The following is a 19542-nucleotide window of genomic DNA, read 5'->3' on the forward strand; positions in this document are numbered from 1 at the left end:
TCTATTTGCAACAATCTTACTACACAAGGAGCCTTGGCCGGTTCATACCGGACCAAGGCTCTTGTGTTCATTCTCTATTTAGTTATCTCATCATAAACGGCTTGACAAAGGTCAACAGTAAACTGACCCGACATGCCTTCCAGTGCGGTATTGGTGAACGCCACGACGCTGAGCCGCTGCTTAGGATCGACGAACCACGAATGACCATAGGTGCCACCCATGCGCCATGTACCCGGGGATTCCGGAGTGGCTGCGGCGACAGGATCCTTGAGCAGCGTAATACCAAGGCCGAAGCCTCGCCCTGGCCAAAAGGCCATTGGCAGATCACCGATCTGGTTGGTAGTCATTTCGCGAACCATAGATTCCGGCAGCAGGGGCGATCCGCCCTTGCGTAATGTTTCCAGCAGTTGCAAAAAGTCCCCGGCGCTGCCGACCATGCCGGCTCCTCCGGAGGGATAGGCAGTGTCGTCAAGTGCCCGACCAGGGGCAAGCCGGAAGCCCGCTGTGCCCTTCAAAAAGGCAATGCTATCGGGATCATGTAGACGCCGTGGCTCTGGAGCCTCATTGGCATAGGCAGTAGCAAGTCGCTCTGGGTCGGCTGCAGTAAAACCGGTGTCGCTCATGCCTAGCGGCTTTGTCACCAGTGAACGAACGGCTTCGCTGAGTGGCATTTCTGTAACCTTTTCAATCACTGCCCCAAGTACATCTGTCGCGATAGAATATTTCCACTCGGTGCCTGGAGCATAAAGGAGTGGAACAGAGGCGATGCGACGCAGGTTCTCTTCCAACGTGATGTCGGAGTGATCCATGCCATCCGATACCCCAGCGAGCTGATATGAACCATTCTCTTCCTGAAAGAAGCGGTAAGTCAGACCCGCGGTGTGCGTCATCAGGTGACGAATCGTCAATATGGCAAATTCACCGTTCTGCAAACGTGGCTGAAACTCTGGAAGCCAGCGATCAATACGGTCGTCAAGCTTTAAGTGACCTTGCGCAACTAGTACTAGGGCAGCCGTTGTCACGATAGGTTTAGAAACCGAGGCTAGCCGGAATAAGGCATCTTCTCGCATGGGCAGGTTCATCTCGCGGTCGGCAAGACCGGCAGCGCGGCTATATACCAGTTCCCCATCTATCGCCACTTTAATGACAGCGCCGACCAACCTGTTGTCGGCAAGCGTTCGATCGATTACTTCATCGATGCGACCTGGTAAACAGTCTGGATTAACTTTGTTCGAATTCAACATACTCAACATCCTTCATCCTTTCGGAATAGTTAAAGCTTTAAACACTTTACTATTGTGAGTTAATTATATAAAATAAGTTAAATTGATTACATAAGGCAATCAAGTTATATTGGCCTTGTAACAATTAAAAACAAGCTAGTTTGTGGGAAAATCCTTAAATTTAAAGGGAGGAGTCGATTCGATGGACCATGTTGATAAGCAAATCCTTATCCACCTTCAATCCCAAGCGAGAGTTTCTATGACGGAACTAGGCAAATGTGTCGGTTTATCACAACCCGCAGTAACGGAAAGAGTTAGGCGTATGGAGGAAAAGGGGATCATCAGGGAGTATCGCATCATTGTTTCCCCAGAAAAAATCGGAAAACATGCTGCTGCCTACATCCTATTTCGTACAAGCGATTGTCATGCATTCCTTGATTTCTGCCGATCAACTCCCGATGTCGTCGAATGTTACCGCATAAGTGGAGAACACAACTACTTATTGAAAGTAATATCGGACTCCACACGATCCCTCGAGGAGTTCGGAAATCAATGTGATAAATACGGGACCTACACGATTCTAATCGTGATGTCATCGCCTATCGATCATAAATTTCTCTTACCTTCACTTGAAGAAGCAAACTTAAACATGCTGAGTTAGATAGACGTAAAAACGAAAAACCGACATGAGAAGAAGGAAGGAAATTCACCTTAGGTTTTTAACGGGAAACGTTAGTTAAACGAAACAAGGAGCAGTCTGCCACGGCAACTGCTCCTTGTTTTTTCATTAAGCTAAAGGGCAGGTTAGTTCCAATGATTAATTCACATAAAGCAACCGATGAAATTGGCTAAATAGATTATTAAACTTCAATATGGTATTATTATTTTCGAGTTTTTGAGATCGAGCAATCTTGTTATGTTGGAGGGAAACATGGATATCGTTGAATTTCAACAATGGGTTAAGGAATATTATAAGAATCGTAACTGGTCAGACTTAGATATATTTGTCCGTATTGGATTTCTTGCTGAGGAAACTGGGGAAGTAGCTCGTGCAATTCGTGCATTAGAGATTGGTAGGGATCGTCCAGATGAGGTTGCAGGCACATTTCAAGAGAATAAATCTGAATTAACAGAAGAACTTGGAGATGTTTTAGGAAATCTCATTGTGATCGCCAATAAATATGATATATCGCTTGAAGATATCCTGATATCGCATAAACAAAAGCTTCAGGCACGTTATTCAGAAAATTAAAATAAATGGGAGATGGGTTATGAAATCAATCGCTGTATTTTGTGGTTCTAGTGAAGGAGCTTCTTCAATTTATAAAGAAAACGCACTTAAATTAGGACAAGAGCTTGCCAAACAACAAGTCACTCTAATTTACGGTGGAGCTAATGTCGGACTTATGGGTATTGTTGCTGATGCTGTGCTGGAGCATGGAGGTTCTGTTATTGGAGTACTCCCTCAATTTCTCCAAAACCGTGAGATAGCGCATACGGGCTTAACAGAGCTTATAATGGTGGATTCGATGCATGAGCGTAAAGCAAAGATGGCGGAATTGGCAGATGGGTTTATTGCTCTTCCTGGTGGACCTGGAACATTAGAAGAGTATTTTGAAATCTTTACATGGGGTCAGTTAGGATTGCATCAAAAGCCATGTGGATTGCTGAACATCAATCAATATTTTGATCCACTTGTATCCATGTTTGATACTATGGAACGCGACCATTTCATGCAATCGAAGTATCGTGCTATGGTCATTACAGATAATACTCCAGAAGGGATTCTGAAGCAGTTCTCGATTTATAAGGCTCCTTCAGTCAAAACGTATCTCACCGAACAGCGCACTTAATTTTTGAACTTCACTTACCTGAAATTATATTGTAATAGCCCATTTGAGCAGAGGCAGCCAAACTACGGCTGCTTTTTCATTACGCTCCCTCGGGAAACGATAGTTTAATCAGTGCCGCTATGTGAAAAAAAACGGGCCGGTCAAGGAATCATCCTTGATCGGCCCGTTGCTGTTTACGTGTTACTCAGCCAGTCCGGCTTTGACCAGCAGCTGGTGCAGGGTAGCGGCAATCGTCTCGCGGGTAGCCGGAGCGGTAGGATTGAATACCGAACCGGAGGTACCGGTGAGGATGCCTGCTGCGGACAAGGACTGTACGCTGTCCTTCGCATAGGCCGCGATCTTGGCGTTATCGCTGTAAGCGGTGAAGGACGGGTTGGCTGGGGTCAGCTCAATTCCGGCCAGCTTCACGGCTCTATCCAGAATAACGGCCACTTCCTGACGGGAGACATTGGCCTTCGGTGCGAACTTGCCGCCGCCAACACCCAGAATCAATCCGGCCTTCGTAGCGGCTGCAACATCGGCTGCAAACCAGTCGGTCGCCTTCACATCGGTGAAGGTTGCCGCTGCGCCTGAGCGCAGACCGAGCGCGCGTACGAGGATGGCCGTAAATTCGGCGCGGGTCAGGTTGCTCTTCGGCGAGAAGGTCGTTGCCGAAGTGCCTTTGAAGATCAGCTTGTTAGCCAGTGCCGTGATGTCCGCAGCCGCAGGTGAAGTCGCGATATCGGTGAACGTTGCCGGACGGCTTACCGCGGCATAAGTCGAGAAGCCCGGACGGTTAACGGTAACCAGCGTCGTTCCGTCAGCCTGCGTCTTGAATACGGAAGATACCGGAGTAATCTTGCCGTTCTCTTCAAACAGAACACCGGCCGTATTTGGAGTGATGCTTCCCGGAACGGTGAAGGATCGCTTGATAAATGTGTTGCTAGGCACCGTCAGATACGTGCTGCCGGTTGCCGTTGCCCAGCTCGCTTCAAAGGATAACGGCGTTCCGATAACGGACGAACCGGCCGTGCTTGCGGTGAATTTGCTAGCTTCCTCCGAAACCGGCTTGATGGACAGCTCAAAGGCTGCGCCAGTAGGTGAACCGCTCAGCAGCGATACCGGCAGGGAAACCGCGGCATCCTTCGTGCTGACGATGACCTTGCTGCCGGAAGAGATCGCTGCAAGCAGCTTCACTTGATCCGAAGTCAGGCTGACTTTGGCGGCGGAACCGCTGACCGAAGGAGCGGAAATGATCACAGCGGTTTGGGTAGTGGCGGCATTAGCCAAAGCTGCCTTTAGGTCGCTATCCGACACCGTGATGGTTGTAAGACCGTTTTGCACAGTCGTTGCCGAAGTGACGGTTACTTGCTTGTAGCCTTGGTCGACTAGGGCTGTGGCGGACTCGGAAACCGTTGGTGCAGGTGGTGTAGTTGGTGTAACTGCACCGCCGCCACCGCCACCGCCTGCTCCGCCGCCAGTTGATCCGCCTTCGCCGCTGCTGCTTGTGGAGTTATCGACACGCAGCGAGATAAAGCCGTTGTAAATATTGGTCACATTGCCTTGGGCGGTGATATGAGCGAACACGATATTGAGTTTGTAAGTGCCATCTGTCAGATACCCGACACTCGGTTTGCCATTAGCGTCGAATACTGGATGGCCTTCTTCATCATACTTGTAATAAGAATTATCAAGGCCTTCGAAATTATAAACTTTTGGTTCAAAATACGTAGCTTCATACACCGTATCGTAATAATCCTTATATCCAATGAGTTCATCATCCAGGTTATAGACGTCGAGTTCATACAGGTTCGCATCGTCAGCAGTCAATTTAAAGCTGAGATCAGTCGTCGCCTGAGCGCTTCGTTTTGGATAAATGATAGGATGAGTCAATGAAATTTCCTGAATGCCCACAGGGCTGTCAGGCAGATCAGTGCCTACATATACTGAGAACGGCAAGTGCAGTGCAGGCAGATTTCCGGATGTGAGGTTGATTTGACCCTCATAGAAGCCGGATTTAACCCCGTTGGCCACATCCACTTTCAGAGAAAATGCTTTTGCCTGATACTCGGCTGCTGTTACGTCTGTTTGGCTTAGTGCAGCTGCGATTCCGTCTGGGGCTGCACCATGCCATGTCACGGAGGCCGTATAAGTTAAACTGGTACCCCCGGTATTGTAAAGACGCAAATCTTCAACCTTCGAACTTCCGGGAGCCACAACACCAAAATTGGCTGAAGAGTTATAGTTGGTAATGTCCTCCGGTTGGAAGTTTTTGTCGAGAATCGTGATCGGTTCAACAGATTCAAGCACTGCCGGCGTATCAATGGCTTTCGCAACATTTACGCGTCCGGCTCCTTGCTGATACACGCTGTACTCGTCAAGAATATCAGCTGTATTGGCAAGTGCCGCCCGAATCTCAAATGGCCCCCAGCTCGGATGCGCTTGTTTCAAAAGAAGGGCAAGACCGGCCACATGCGGCGTAGCCATGCTTGTTCCGCTAATGCGGTTGTAGGCTTCGTCATAAGACGCGCCTTTATAGGCGTCGTATTTCTTGTAAGCGGGCCAGGTTGACAAAATACCTACACCCGGAGCGACGAAATCCGGTTTAATGCTTAAATTCTTGTCAACGTTCGGACCCCAGGAAGTAAAGCTGGCGAGCTCATCTCCCGAAGATTGGGTTTTGTGGTAATCATTCCCGAATGTAAAGGTGACGGGTGTATTGGGGTTTGCAAGAATAGCTCTTGCCAATGCGCGTCCCTTGGCACCTTCTATATCAAAGGTCGGAAGGCTGTCATAGGTGTCACCCAGGTAAGAGTTTATATAGCCGTTGCGGTTTTTGATGTTTTCGCTCAGGTCGACTTTACCGTCCGCGGTTGCGTTGCCGTTAAAGATTACGATAGCTTTAGCTCCGCGTTCTTTGGCGTTTCCAATTTTTTCGGTAAACGCGAGCAGCCCGCGCGAGACGAAGACTACCGAGTCTTTGACCTCATCCGCAGTGTAGCCTTTATAATCGTCATCCGCGCCGAGACCTGCGTAAACGACTTTTAACGGCGCCGTGCCTACAAGGCTTGGGTCGGCAAAGTTCTCGCTGCCCAATTCCCATGCCATTACATTAAAATCGCCGTAAGTAGCATAAGTTGCGGTCGTCACGCTGTCACCTGTAAAGGTGGTCTCAAATTTTCCGGAGAAGTTCTTGGTTGGACTTGTTACCGCACCAACCGAAATGGCCAGCTGCGAAGTGGCCGGAGAGCCGAGCGTATATTCACCCGGTCCTGCATTGCCGTTGGCAATTACCGCCGTGACACCGGAAAGAATAGCATTATTGATGGCTATGGCGTCCGGAGAATTGACATCCTTCTCAGCGTCGGAGCCGAGCGACAGGTTAATGACATCCATGCCGTCTTTTACGGAGCGCTCAATCCCGTCAATAACTTGAGCGGAGGATCCGGATGCGGAGCTCGGATTGGCCGGATTATAACCCAGCACTTTATAAACATAGAGATCCGCACCATAGGCAACCCCTTTTTGAACGATCTCGCTGGTCGGATTCGCGAACCGCCCAATGATCGTACCAGAAACGTGTGTACCGTGAGAGGTGCCTTCAAACTTCTTGTCTGCGTTAGGTTCTTCCTCGTAAGGATCATCGTCATTATAGAAAGAATCCCAGCCGCCTTTATAAGCGGGAGCGATATCCGGATGAAGATAATCGACACCGGTATCAATTACACCTACTTTGAGCCCTGCGCCTGTAAAGTCTTTTGCCCAGGCTGCATCGGCCCCGATTTGGTGCAGAGGAGCTGCGCCATGCTCGAGCGTTCCCTGTATAGCGGCGTCCGCTTCTTCAACCGGTATCGGATACCAGGTGCTGTTTTCGTAAATAGATTTAACTCCGGGAATTTGGGCCAGCTCCGGAATCTCATTGGCTGGTATGGTAACCTCGAAGCCGTTCAATACCGTGTTGTACTTATAATTGACCTTAAGGTCCAGACCTTCGCCCTCAGCTTTGTCGAGAACGGAGGACTGTTGGTTTTCTACAGCCGCTTCAGTAGATGATTTGGCCAGAGAGGAAATGCCTTGCTTCACCGCATATTTCCCTACGGCCGCCGGTTGGCCGCTAAGCTGCACGATAACGCGGACATCCGCAGACGAATGGGTGTTGATCTTAGGCGAGATGTACGTTCCCGGCGAGGTATGAGTCAAAGAAATGCTTTTCGATGATAAATGCGTTTGCAAACTGCCGGCGGCAAAGACCGTACCCGGAATAGATCCAGCTGTCAGTCCCAAAGCCAGAGCCACGACGGACAGCTTGCGTGTTAATTTGCCCCACTCCAAAAAAATCCCTCCCAAAGATTCTGTGTAATTGGTTTGCTTCCTACCGTCCGGGTGAATCGCTTATGTAGAATTCTCCTTTTCTATTAATTCCCTTGTTTATTTCCACCTAGATTAGTAGGAAAAAAGATAAGAAGATTCTACCACTGGTAAATTGGAAAATCCAGATAAAATTCTTTTTTTTCTCGCCAAAACTTACATGCTCAAAAAACTTTATGTAACATTCAAAAGAGAAATAAAGGTTTTTGAAATAGAATGTCAGATCGACTGAAGCCCGTGCCGGTGTGTCCATAAGAAGGTGCTGAAGAAAAAGTAGCCGATTGGGTAAAGTAATAGTAGAGCTCAAGGAAAGCAACAAGGAGGGAATGACATGGACAGCAAAGAATTCAGTGAAATTGGCGTTATTTATAAAGAGCATAATGCCTTCGTTATCCGTACGGACGAGGGGCCGATCGGAGAAATCACCTATGTGCCAAAAGACGAGCATACCTGGATAGCCGATCATACGTATGTATCGCCGCATTACCGGGGCGGCAATATCGCCCAGCGGCTGCTGAAACGTCTGGCGGAGGAAGCGAGAGCGGAGGGGGCCAAGATTATCCCTCAGTGCTCGTATGTCGGCGTCCAGTTCAGAAGAAATCCGGAGTATGAGGATGTGTGGAAGCATTAGGCGGACAGGCTGCGGCTAATAATAAAGAAGCCATCCTTCGCATATAAACGCGGAGGATGGCTTTTGAGCATTTCAAGCGGAGCCCTATGCATCCGACCACCCGCGCCGCAAGGCGAACAAATCCTTCAGAGCGTCGGTGGAAAGCTCGGTAATCCAGCCTTCGGAGCTGGTAATGATGCTGTCGCTGAGCTGCTGCTTGGTCTCCAGCATTTCATCGATCCGTTCCTCCAGTGTTCCAAGGGAAATAAATTTATGCACCTGGACATCTCGCGTCTGGCCCATCCTATAGGCGCGGTCCGTAGCCTGGTTCTCCACGGCGGGGTTCCACCAGCGGTCGAAATGAAAGACGTGATTGGCAGCGGTCAGATTCAGGCCCACGCCCCCGGCCTTGAGCGACAGAATGAAGATGCAGGGCTGCTGCCGTTTCTCCGGGGAGGAAGCCGCCGAAGTTCCCCCCGGAATCACCAGCGCTTCGCGTCCGGCCTGAAAGTCTTCGATCATGCGGTCCCGCGCCGATTTGGAGGTGCTTCCGTTCAGATAAAGCACGGGTTCGTGAAGCTCTTCCCGCAGCACGCGCTGAAGCATCAGCCCCATCCCGACATATTGGGTGAAAATCAAACAGCGTTCTCCCTCATCCCGCAGCTCCTTAACCATAGCGAGCAGCCGCTCCAGCTTGGCGGAGCGTTCGATCAGCAGGCCGGTGTCTATCGGTTCGGCGTATGAAGTCTCTTCGTTGGGCGCGGCTTCCTTCGTGATGAGCAGCGGGTGGTCGCATAGCTGCTTAAGCCGGGTAAGTGCAGCGAGAATGGCGCCTTTGCGCTGAATACCCTCCAGCTTGTTCATTTTGCTCATCAGTTCGTTTACCGTCTGATCATAAAGGGCCGCCTGCTCGGCTGTCAGATGAACATAGGTCTTCATCTCGTTCTTGTCGGGCAGGTCGAGCTGGATGGCGGGATCTTTCTTTTTGCGGCGAAGCATGAATGGCTTGACCAATTGTCGAAGATCGGCCGTTCGCTTGGCGTCGCCTTCTTTCTCGATCGGGTTGATGAACCGTTCCTGAAAAGCGCGAAGTGGTCCGAGAAAGCCCGGCGTAATGAAGTCGTAAATGGACCACAGCTCGGCCAGCCGGTTCTCGATCGGCGTTCCGGTGAGCGCGATCCGGTGCAGGGCCGGAAAGCTGCGGACGGCTAACGACTGCTTGGTCTGGGCATTCTTGATGTTTTGCGCCTCATCCAGGCACAGCGCCGACCAGGTGCAGCCGGCCAGCAGCTCCTGGTCCAGCGCCGCCGTTGCGTAGGATGTGAGCACAATGTCGGACCCTCCGGCAGCGGCATGAAAGCCTTCCCCGCCAAGGCGGCCGCTCCCGTAATGAAGCATGACCGAGAGCGAAGGCGCGAACCGGTTCAGTTCCTTCTGCCAGTTGCCGAGCACCGAGGTCGGGCAGATGATAAGCGATGGCCGCGGACCCTCTGGCCGATCCATGAAGTCCTCCTTCACGCGGAGCAAATAAGAGATCAGCTGGACGGTCTTGCCAAGGCCCATATCGTCGGCGAGACAGGCGCCCAGTCCGAATCGGCGCAGGAAGACAAGCCAGGAATAGCCTTCAAGCTGATACGGGCGCAGCTCGGCGTTCAGGCTGGCGGGCGGCCCGGGCTGAGGCCAGGCTTCCCTGCCGCCAAGCTGCCCGACAAGCTTGACGAACTGCTCGTTCAGCTCGACCTCAAGCTGCAGACGATTTGTCTCTTCAGATGGTAGGGCCGCTGCTTCATCCGCTGCTTGATCCCCGGCTTCCTCTTGCGTATTCAGGAGATGAAGCTGCAGGACGTCCTGAAAGGACAATCCCCGGCGTTTGTCTATGCCGTCCATCGCTCTGCGGATTTGAGCCAGCAGCACGGGATCAAGCGGAATCCACTGGCCGTGGAAACGCACCAGACGTTCACCGCGGGCAACCAGCGCCGCGAATTCCTCCTCCGTGAGGTCGGCGTCTCCAATCGAGATGCGCCAATCAAAATCGATGATGGCATCCAGGCCGAACAGCGAGCGGCCGCTCCGGTTCTCGCTCTCCGGGCTGAGCTTCGCCCGCAGGCGCGGCTTCCGGCGGCTCGCGGCCTCCCACCAGGCCGGCAGCAGTACCAGCCAGCCTGCATCCAGCAGACGGCGGCTGTCCGCCGTCAGGAAAGTCCAGGCGGCCGCGCTGTCCAGCGGCCGGCCCAGCAGGTCGTCGCCGCTCCCGAAGCGCTCGGCGGGCAGGCAGGCGCGCAGGCGCTCCAGCCAGCCTGCCGAGCGGCCCTGCACATGCGGCGACCAGGATGCGGGCCAGGCGCCATGGGCGGCGCCGTCCGCGGCCAGCTTCACCGGGACAAGCGACGCCGCGTCGGTCTTGTCCTGCAGGACGAGCCGAAGCCGCCAGGCGGCTTCGGCTTTATTCGGCTCCAGCAGCTGGAGCGCGGGCCGAAACGGCAATACATCGGCCTTCCAGCCGATGGAGACGAGCCAGGCTTCCGCGTCCATGCCGGCCGCCGCCAGGCGGCTGCGCTCGAACAGCATCGGGTATTCCCGCCGCAGGTCAGCGGCCAGCTCTTCCGTGCTGTAATGGCGCCCGAATACGGCGGCGGAGAAGGCCGCCCGGACACCTCTCATCAAGTCTTCGTCTTCTTTCAGCCGGGCCAGCGCGCCCTGCGCGTTCGGGTTGTCTTCAGGCCGACTGCCGCTTCCAATACGGTCGCTGCCCGTCTTGGCGGCGGCGCTATAAGGAAGGGCTTTTTCCAGCTCCCGCCCCGCCCCCGCTTCCCGGTCCGCGGCTTCCGCCGCCGTCCGGAGAGCCTTCTCATCCCAGGCCCACTCCAGCCGGCCTTCCCGGTATGCGGCAAGGCTTGGCTCATACCGCTTATTCTCCAGGCAGAAGGACAAGCAGGGAGCAAGCAGAGCCAGCGGCGCCGCTTCGCCTTCCCACGACCAGCCGATATGCGTCAGCAGCCGCCCGGCGGCGAAGAAGGGCAGAACCTGCTCGGCGGGCAGGACGACAAGTTCGATCTCTCCCGCTTTATGGATGGCCAGCTCGGTGCCGTACCATGATTCCTGATGCCAGGCAAAGAGCAGCTGCTTCAGAGCCATGCCGGGAAGATCATCCCCATTTTCCGTCAGGCCATACAACAGCGCATCCCCGAATTCGCTGAGGCTGATCCGAACCGCAATATTCCGCAATCGTCCGTTCATGATGTCAGTTTTCCTTTCCGAAGCTCTTCCTGGAGTGCTCTTAGCCGGCTGTGGCGAGTGGTAAACGATTCGAGAAAACGCTCGAAGCGCTCCTCCGCTTTCAGTTTCTTATAAAGCTTATTCAACCGTTTCAGCAGCTTTACCGCCGCTTTATAGCTGCTTCTGTTCTTCTCCGAAACGTACCGCTCTACCGCCTGATGATAGAACGGCAGCAGCAGCTCGGGCGCGTGCTTCTCAAGAGGCTGCAGCTCCCGCACCCTGAAATCCGCCGGATCTTTGCCTGAGCTAAGCTGGTAATCCATCCACTCCCGCCAGCGGCCGCGCTCCAGCAGCTTCTCCTCGTAAATGTCGCCGCTCAGCGGAAGCATGCCGGTCAGTTCGTTCCACATTTGCGGCTCGCTTTCGGGCAGAAGCCGGACGGCTTCCTCCCAGTAGCGCGCATAGCTCTCAAGCCCGTGACGCCGATGCCCGGCGAGCAGTTCGCCGGTCTCGGTCAGCCAGTCCACAAGACGCTGCGGCTCCCCGACTTCCGCCAGCGGCTCCCAGAACATATCCAGCCGTTCCGGATGGAATCCCGGCCGTCCGGCCGCCTCGCGCAGCAAGCTTAAGGCCTTATCATCTTCGGACTGGAGGAAATGCATCCAGGCGCGGGCGGTCAGCAGGGCCTGAAGGGGCGGAGCATCCGTCCGCTGTTCTTCTTCCCGTTCCAGCCGCCGCAGTTCTTCCTTAAACAGCGTTCTGCCCTGCATTTCGGGAATAATCCATTTTCTCCACAGCAAATAATAAAGAGCGGAATAGAAGTTGTGTTCCCTGGACTCCGCCAGCAGTTCCTGCCGCAGATAATCGAGCGTGTCCATTATGCGGTTCCACTGCTCCGGCTCGGAGGCGAGGGGCAGCTCCGTATGGAAGCCGCGTTCGATTTCATCTTGGAGTTCCGTTACGGCTATATGGGTATAATAGCCGAGCGAAGGCGCAAAGGCGCCTTCGCGACCGCCGGAGCGGTTGGTCAGCGTTTCCAGAACAAAGAGACGGGCGTGCAGACTGAACAGTTTGTCAAGTTCAGGCGTAAGCGGCGGCTTGATGCGAAGAATCGCCGTGAGTGCTTCATCTACATAACGGGGATTCCGCGTATCTCCGGCCAGAGCAGATACACAATGGGCGAACAATTCATGCCACTGGGCGACGTTCATGACCGGGATGAGCCGGCCTCGCTCCCTCAAGGATTCGCGGCTTCCGTGCAGGAATCCGCCAGTGGCTTCGCCTTTGCGGTCTGCTCCGCCGGCGTAGCCCGTTCTATTGGCGCCGCTACCCATCCCAGAGCGGCTTCCCGCCCCGCCATCGGCATTCCCGGCCCCCGGTACGGGGCGGGCGGAATTCATAGCCGCCCGAGCCTGGGCGGACGACTTGGCATTGGCCAGCTGCTGAACCGGCCGTCCCTGCGTTCCGGCGTAGTCCATCAGAACGGCCGCCATATGCTTGCACGGCCCAAGGACCGGGCAGGTGCAACTGCTGATCGAGATAGCGCGCAGTATAATTTCCACGTTATACCGCTCTGTTCCGTCCACGAAGGCCGTAACGAGTCCGGGCGGAACAGCCGCCAATCCGGAAACGCGCTTCTGCTTATAATATTGAAAGCCCCGTTTAAGGGCCAGATCGTCGAAATAATACGCCGCATCTTGGATGAGCCGGCCCCAACCGGCGTCATCAAGGAGGTGTGTCGATTGCATAAAGTTACTCTCCCGTAAGCATAAGGTTGTTCCATTATACCACTTCTTATGAGCAGGACCGGCGCGAGTTTATTATTCGTCCGGGAGAGGGGTTAAGCGAAGTGCCCCGTGGTTTCATATTCCTTTACGCAGTTTCGCCCGTACTTTTTGGCTTTGTACAGCGCTTGATCCGCCTGGTCGATAAGCATCGTAATGCCGTTTGTGTCCGGCGAGGCCGCCGCGACGCCCAAACTGATCGTGTACCTGATGCTGTCCGAATGCTCGAGCGGGACGGGGGAGCCGGAGATGCTCTTGCACATGATTTCCGCCAGGCGGTAAGCCCGATCGGATGCAATTCCGGGAAGCAGGATCATGAATTCTTCTCCGCCGAAACGGCCGATAATCCCGCGGGGCTGCGCCAATTCGGTAAGCCGTCTCGCTGTTTCCTGAATGACCTTGTCGCCGGCAAGATGCCCGCACCGGTCATTGATGCTCTTAAAGTAGTCGATATCGACCATGATGAGCGACAAGGGCTTATCCATGCTCCAGGACTGGGACAAATGCCTATTGGCCAGTTTGAGAAAATAGGTTCGGTTATACACCCCGGTCAGACCGTCGGTTGTCGCCATTCGGTTGATCTCGGAGAACAGCCGGGCATTTTCAATGGAGATGCCGACCTGTCCTGCAAAATCACACAGAATTTCCCTTTCACTTTCGGTAAAGGTTCTGGGGAAACGGCTGTACAGCACGACCAGACCGTGCAAACGCTCGTGGTAGAGAATCGGGATTTCGATACAGGTCGCCGTGCCAGGGTCTACCCCGTAGGGAATGTCGCTGCTGCCTTCGTGGACCGCCACCCTTTTTTTCCGGAGCAAGCTTTGGAAAAAGGGCTCCGTTTCACGCTCCATATAACGCAGCTCGTCCCCCGGCCTGGCGCCAACCGACGCTTTAAGCCCGTACCCTTCCTCGGTTCTTAATAGAATAAACCCGCTCTCGCAGCCCGTGATTTTGGATAAGCAGTCCAAGGTGTAATGAAGGAGCTTATCCACATCGTAGGTGGAGGTCAGCTTTTTGGTCGTATCATGCAGATTCTTCAGCAGGGTGCCCTGCTTCTCTTCAAGCAGCTTCTCCTGTCTGATGCGGCTAAACCTGTCGGCCAGCGCCAGTGACAGCAAGATGGTCTCAGCTACCGAGCCGAACCGCATGGAATACACCGACAGAAAGTTCAAGGGAACCAGTTTGTAAGCGGCCATAATGTTCAGCAGTGAGCTGGCCAGCAGCACAATCCATGCAAGCATGTAAAACAAAACGGATCTGATCCGAAACCGTAAGGACGCAATCGTGAACACGCAGAGCAGAATGCTGGCGGATGCAAGGCAGACGGCCAGTTTGGTGCATGCGCCCGGCGTCATGAACGTCATCAGTGGCAGCGTCAGGACCAGTCCGGCGATAAATACCGACAAAATCCTGCCCATTCCCGGCGAATGCTTCGGAACCGACAGGTAGCTTTGCGAGAACAGACAAGCGAAGAGGGAGGTTAGCACAATAAAGACGGGGTTCGATTTCAGCTCCCAGGCGGGATGCCCCGGCCATAAGTATTGGTAGGCATATCCGTCCCAAACTGCCTGCATGACGGCAAAAGAAATGATAAAGAGCACATAGTACAGATATGCCCTGTCCCTGATTGAAACATAGAGAAAGCTGTTGTATATCGCCATCACGAACATAATCCCGTAATATATGCCGAACAGGAGGTTTTCGTGAAGTTCCCTTTCCAGAAAGCTCCGCGTCTCCCACAGCTTCATCGGAAGCTGGAGGTAACTGTCGGTCTGAATTTGAAAATACAGGCGCTCTCCGGATTCGGCTGGAAACGAAAGGTTGAAAATAAAGTTTCGATGTTCAATGGCCCGTTCGTTAAAAGGCAGGCTTCTTCCTGAACGGGTTTGCCGCAAAAACTGGCGCTCATCGTCAAACTGGTACAGAGTCACCCGGCTGAGCTGCGGTTTGCTCAGTTCAAGCAGAAGCTCCCTCGCATTCGAAGAGGTGTTGTACAAATTCAATTTGACCCAATACGTGGAACCCTTAATCGAACCGCCGAGCCCGCTGGTCTTGTACGGAACGAACAACGAATCCATTCCCGGATTAGCCACATCCTCTATCGTGAGCCGGCTGTCCTCGTCCTCATATATTTTCAGATCGTCCTGAAGATCCGTATTCGTCCGGAGGCTGACGGTATCCGGCGACTCTTCCAGGCGGGCCGAATCCGCCGTTTGACTGTAGAAAAGGAGAAGGAGAACGATCAGTCCGATCGCGAGCCGTCCAGTCCGGCTAATTCGGATTTTAGAGGCTTCGAATAATGCTTTTATGATATCCTTCATTTTTCGTCCGGTTAGGTGGACGCCATGATGGCTGCATTCAGGTTCGGACAGTCCGTGAATAGAATCAAATCGCCTGTTTGCCTCTGTGATTGTATTTCCGAATATGGGAATTTTTTCATTTCCAACGCCCCCTAATGTAGGTCTGACTCCATTTTCTTTAATACGAGTTCGACGGTTGGAATAATAATCCTGTTTATTTTTAAGAAAAATGCGATTTTTATCACAGTTCGGCAGATGTAGGCTCTGCCGCGCGAAACGGCTGCACCCCCAACATTTGGGAGGTGCAGCCGTTTTTTGCGCAAGCATGCGAAGATTATAGAGTCTCGGGAATCGTCTTGGCGATGGTTTCGGCGGAGTCCTCTTTTTTTGGGGACAGCACCTCTTTTTTAAGAAACCAGCAGATGAAGAAAGTAATAATAACAAAAACGAGCGAGATGGAGAATACATTCTGAAAGGCATGCGCGAACACCGTTTTGACTTCGGTCAGCAGCTGCGGCGAGATGCCGGAGGGGATTCCGCCGGCCGCCAGATTCTCCGCTGAGCCGGCAGGCAGCTGGCTGCTTAGCGGTTCCACGCCTTTGCCGATATGGCCGGAGAGCAGACTGCCGAACACGCTGAGCCCGATGGTCGCCCCGAGCGATTGAAAGAGCTGGACTGTGGATAGGGCGATGCCGCTGTGTTTTTTCTCCACCGATTCCTGAACGATCAGCGTATTTCCGCCGAACAAAGCCCCCATGCCGACGCCCAGGATTACAAAGCAGGCGATAATGTAGAGAACGCTGGTATGGATGCCGATGCGCGACAGAAGGAAAAAGCCGACAATGGGCAGCGTAAAGAAAACGATAAACAGGTTCCGGTAAGCCACGCGCGTGATCAGAGAACCGAACACAATGCTTGCCGGGATTACTCCGGCCATAAACGCCAGCGACAGATAGCCGGAGGCGGTCGGCGTCAGACCCATGACATTTTGCGAGAAGAAAGGAAAGAGGGCAATCCCGCCCATAATGCCCAGCATCAAGATGAAGACAAGAATGGAGAGAACGACGACATTTCGATTCTTGAATAAATGCAAGGGGATGACCGGTTCTTCCGCCCGGCGCTCGATGTTGATGAACAGAGTGATTAAAAGGGCGGAGGCCGCAAGCAGCCCGATAATAACGGGAGAGGACCACCCATAGCCCTGATTGTCAATCAGCACAGGCGCAAGCAGCAGGGACAGCAGCGCCAGTATCAGCGTGCCGGCCCCGGCCCAGTCGATGGTCCGTTTCTCTTCGCTTCGCGATTCGTTCAGCCCCTTGCCGAGCAGGAGCGCGGACAGAACGCCGACCGGAAGATTAATCAGGAACACCCAATGCCAGCTGAAGTGTCCGACGATATAGCCGCCCAGTGTCGGACCGAGCAGCTGCGGAATAATCATCATCGGGCCGGCCAGACTCTGGATTTTGGCGCGCTGCTCCAGCGGAAAGATCTCGCCAATAATGACGAGCGCAAGCGGCATCAGCCCGCCCGCGCCGACGCCCTGGATGCCCCGCCCGACAAGCAGCATCGTCATGGACTGCGCGAACCCGCTGACGATGGAACCGCCGATGAACAGAGCCATGCAGCTTAAGTACACCCGCTTGCGTCCGTACAGGTCGGCGAGCTTGCCGAGAATGGGCATGAACATCGTGACGGCCAACATATAAATGCCCGCCACCCAGCCGTAGAGAGGGAGGCCGTGCAGCTGGCGGATAATCGTGGGCATCGCCGTCGCTACAATCGTCTCGTCCAGCTCTGTAAAGATCAGGCCGATCATCAGCGCGGCCAGCACCAGATACTTGTTGTTGCCAAGAGCGTTGGTATTAATGGGAACTCACCTCGAATTGAAATAATGGTCTTGCGACTAATGAAGCCTTTACCAAATTACAACAATAACCCCTCCCATAGATCCGTCCCCAGAAAACATCGACTTTATTATAAGCCGGGGCCGGGAATGCCCAAACCGTCCGCAAGCCGATTCTGCACTCGGTCCAGGGATGTATATGAAGAAACAACCAGCGTTAGCATTGATCTATAAATGGATTTGAAAGACTGTCGTATTCTTGCCCTCTTATTTGCCGTCCTGCCAAGACGCGGCGCAATGCGTTATAATGGCGGTGTGGAGGGATGCATCATGGATCAGTCATTATTCGACCTTGTGTACCGGGCCGTCGCTTCACGTGACGCCCGGTATGACGGGATTTATTATACCGGGGTAAGGACCACCGGCATTGTTTGCCGGCCATCCTGCAGGGCCAGAACGCCCAAGCCGGACAATGTCACGTTCTATCCGTCGCTTACAGCTGCCATTCAGGCAGGCTTCAGGCCCTGCAAAAGATGCCGTCCCGAAGAGGGTGGGCCGCTGCGCCCGGACGCCGTTCTGGCGGCCCAGGCCGATGCCGTGATCACCGCCGAGTACGGAGAACGGCTGACGCTGAACGGCTTGGCCGAGCGGCTGAAGGTCAGCGCCTCTCATCTTCACCGCGTCTACAAGGAAGTGACCGGCCTTACTCCGGCTGCCAAGCTGGACCAGGTGCGGCTGGACAAGGCCTGCGGGCTTCTGCGCCACAGCCGGATGCCTGTGTCCGAAATCGGCAGATCGGTCGGCTTTCGCGGCGCTTCCCATTTTGCCGCTTGGTTTCACCGGAACACGGGCGCTTCGCCCACGGAATACAGAGAACGATTTCAAGGAGGAACGGCGGATGAGCCAGAGTACAATATACCGGCACACCCTTAACTTTGGGGGCCGGACATGGACGCTTTGGGGAGGCGCGGACGGCCTGTGCCGCCTGTCCTTTCAGCATGATACGGAGCAGACGGCACAAGCCTGGCTGGACCGCTACGCTCCGGGCAGCAGCGTAGCAGACGATAAACGGCCCTTTGAGGAATGGGGTGCGGTTCGCCTGCTGGAGGACTACTTTGCCGGGCTTCATCCCGACTTCCGGGAGCTGCCGCTCGATCTTCGGGGAACGGCGTTTCAGCGGCAGGTATGGACAGCGCTGGGCGATATCCCGTATGGCGCAGTCATCACGTACGCGGAGCTGGCGGAGAGGATCGGCCGGCCCAAGGCGATGCGCGCCGTGGGCGCGGCGAACGGCCGCAACCCGCTGCCGGTGTTTCTACCCTGCCACCGGGTCATCGGGGCGAACGGCACCTTGACCGGCTATGCCGGAGGGCTTCGGCTCAAGCAGGAGCTGCTGGAACTGGAGGGAATCGCCCATGTGGCGGCGGCCGGACATGAACGATTTGCTTTTTGAGCTGCCGCTGCCGGAACTGTTCGATTGGAAGGCCTGCCTCGACTATATGGCGCGTTCGCCGCTGGAATGTCTGTACAGAACGGACGGCGAAGGAGTGACCCGTCTGCTTCAGGCGGACGGAGCGGCGCTGCTGGTCCGGTTGACGGCGCCCGAGCCGGGGCGGCTGCGGGTGGAGCTGCTCGGAGGTGAGCGGCCCGGGGAAGCGGGATTGGAAGACCTGGCGCGTTATATCCGCGACTGGTTCGACCTGGACCGCGATCTTAGGCCGTTCTATAAGCTGGCGGAGGGCGATCCCCTGCTTGGTCCGCTGGCGGAACGCTTTCGCGGCCTGCGCATTGTCGGCATCCCCGACTTGTTCGAGGCCTTATGCTGGGCGATTCTCGGGCAGCAGGTCAACCTGGCCTTCGCGTACAAGCTGAAGGCGCGGATTGCGGAACAATACGGCGAGTCCGTGCTGTGGTCCGGACACCGGTACCATCTGTTTCCGCCGCCGGAGTCGCTTCTTGGCGCGAAGGAGGAGGATCTGTGCGCCCTCCAACTGAGCCGGAGCAAGGCGCGGACGATTCTTGCCGTCGCCGATCTTCTAGCCGGCGGCACGCTGAGCCGGGAGGAACTGCTGGCCCTTGGCTCGCCAGAGGAGGCCGAAGCGATGCTTACGGCGGTGCGGGGCATCGGCCCCTGGACCGCCCAGTATGTAAGGATGCGCTGCCTGCGCGACGCCTCCTCTTTTCCTATCGGGGATGTCGGTTTGCACAATGCTGTCAAAGCCGTGCTTGGGTTGGACCGGAAGCCGGCGCTGCCGGAACTTAGGGAGCTGTTCGCGGATTGGCGGGGCTGGGAGGCGTACGCAACCTTTTATTTGTGGCGGGTGCTGTATTAATAGAGGGGAAAGTCGCCCAATCTGTGCTGCGGG

General features: G+C 54.5%; 13 protein-coding genes. 7 read left to right on the forward strand and 6 right to left on the reverse strand.

Going from position 1 to position 19542, the window contains the following annotated elements; genetic code table 11:
• Positions 1-74: 74 nt before the first annotated feature.
• Positions 75-1244 (reverse strand): serine hydrolase domain-containing protein, encoded by a 1170-nt coding sequence (locus EH198_RS14035; RefSeq protein ID WP_124696154.1) that lies wholly within the window; start codon positions 1242-1244, stop codon positions 75-77.
• A gap of 181 nt (positions 1245-1425) precedes the next feature.
• Here EH198_RS14035 and EH198_RS14040 point away from each other — a divergent pair, with 181 nt between their 5' ends.
• The 3 genes from EH198_RS14040 (at position 1426) to EH198_RS14050 (ending at position 3076) form a co-directional block, all read left to right on the forward strand.
• Positions 1426-1884, forward strand: coding sequence for an Lrp/AsnC family transcriptional regulator (locus EH198_RS14040; RefSeq protein WP_124696155.1), 459 nt, complete (start codon positions 1426-1428; stop codon positions 1882-1884).
• 270 nt (positions 1885-2154) lie between these two features.
• Positions 2155-2475 carry a MazG nucleotide pyrophosphohydrolase domain-containing protein gene (locus EH198_RS14045; protein WP_124696156.1) on the forward strand — a complete coding sequence of 107 codons (321 nt, stop codon included), beginning with the start codon at positions 2155-2157 and terminating at the stop codon, positions 2473-2475.
• A gap of 19 nt (positions 2476-2494) precedes the next feature.
• Complete coding sequence (locus tag EH198_RS14050; protein WP_124696157.1) at positions 2495-3076, forward strand: LOG family protein; 582 nt, start codon at positions 2495-2497, stop codon at positions 3074-3076.
• Positions 3077-3256: 180 nt separating this feature from the next.
• On the opposite strand, the gene EH198_RS14055 is transcribed toward EH198_RS14050, so the two are convergent.
• Positions 3257-7387 (reverse strand): S8 family serine peptidase, encoded by a 4131-nt coding sequence (locus tag EH198_RS14055; protein WP_124696158.1) that lies wholly within the window; start codon positions 7385-7387, stop codon positions 3257-3259.
• A gap of 367 nt (positions 7388-7754) precedes the next feature.
• Between EH198_RS14055 and EH198_RS14060 the strand changes: the two genes are divergently transcribed.
• A complete protein-coding gene (locus EH198_RS14060) occupies positions 7755-8054 on the forward strand; it encodes a GNAT family N-acetyltransferase (protein ID WP_124696159.1) in 300 nt (99 codons plus the stop codon).
• Positions 8055-8138: 84 nt separating this feature from the next.
• On the opposite strand, the gene EH198_RS14065 is transcribed toward EH198_RS14060, so the two are convergent.
• The 4 genes from EH198_RS14065 to EH198_RS14080 form a co-directional block, all read right to left on the reverse strand.
• On the reverse strand, positions 8139-11168 hold the full coding sequence (locus EH198_RS14065; protein ID WP_379309730.1) for a DEAD/DEAH box helicase: 3030 nt from the start codon (positions 11166-11168) through the stop codon (positions 8139-8141).
• A gap of 98 nt (positions 11169-11266) precedes the next feature.
• Positions 11267-12997: an SWIM zinc finger family protein gene (locus tag EH198_RS14070; protein ID WP_124696161.1), complete on the reverse strand. Its 1731-nt coding sequence runs from the start codon at positions 12995-12997 to the stop codon at positions 11267-11269.
• Between the two features lie 92 nt (positions 12998-13089).
• On the reverse strand, positions 13090-15354 hold the full coding sequence (locus EH198_RS14075; protein ID WP_185702890.1) for a 7TM diverse intracellular signaling domain-containing protein: 2265 nt from the start codon (positions 15352-15354) through the stop codon (positions 13090-13092).
• A 313-nt stretch (positions 15355-15667) separates the two neighbouring features.
• Complete coding sequence (locus EH198_RS14080) at positions 15668-17164, reverse strand: MDR family MFS transporter (protein WP_246014303.1); 1497 nt, start codon at positions 17162-17164, stop codon at positions 15668-15670.
• A 342-nt stretch (positions 17165-17506) separates the two neighbouring features.
• Here EH198_RS14080 and EH198_RS14085 point away from each other — a divergent pair, with 342 nt between their 5' ends.
• The 3 genes from EH198_RS14085 to EH198_RS14095 are packed head-to-tail and all read left to right on the forward strand — an operon-like array spanning position 17507 to position 19509.
• A complete protein-coding gene (locus tag EH198_RS14085) occupies positions 17507-18109 on the forward strand; it encodes a bifunctional transcriptional activator/DNA repair enzyme AdaA (protein WP_124696163.1) in 603 nt (200 codons plus the stop codon).
• Entirely contained in the window at positions 18075-18629 is a 555-nt protein-coding gene (locus EH198_RS14090) for a methylated-DNA--[protein]-cysteine S-methyltransferase (RefSeq protein ID WP_124696164.1), read from the forward strand. Before EH198_RS14085 ends, EH198_RS14090 begins: the two co-directional genes overlap by 35 nt.
• Complete coding sequence (locus EH198_RS14095) at positions 18610-19509, forward strand: DNA-3-methyladenine glycosylase family protein (protein WP_124696165.1); 900 nt, start codon at positions 18610-18612, stop codon at positions 19507-19509. Before EH198_RS14090 ends, EH198_RS14095 begins: the two co-directional genes overlap by 20 nt.
• The last annotated feature ends 33 nt before the right edge of the window (positions 19510-19542 follow it).

Origin of the sequence: Paenibacillus rhizophilus (genome assembly GCF_003854965.1) — a bacterium.
In the GTDB taxonomy this organism is placed as follows: domain Bacteria; phylum Bacillota; class Bacilli; order Paenibacillales; family Paenibacillaceae; genus Paenibacillus_AQ; species Paenibacillus_AQ rhizophilus.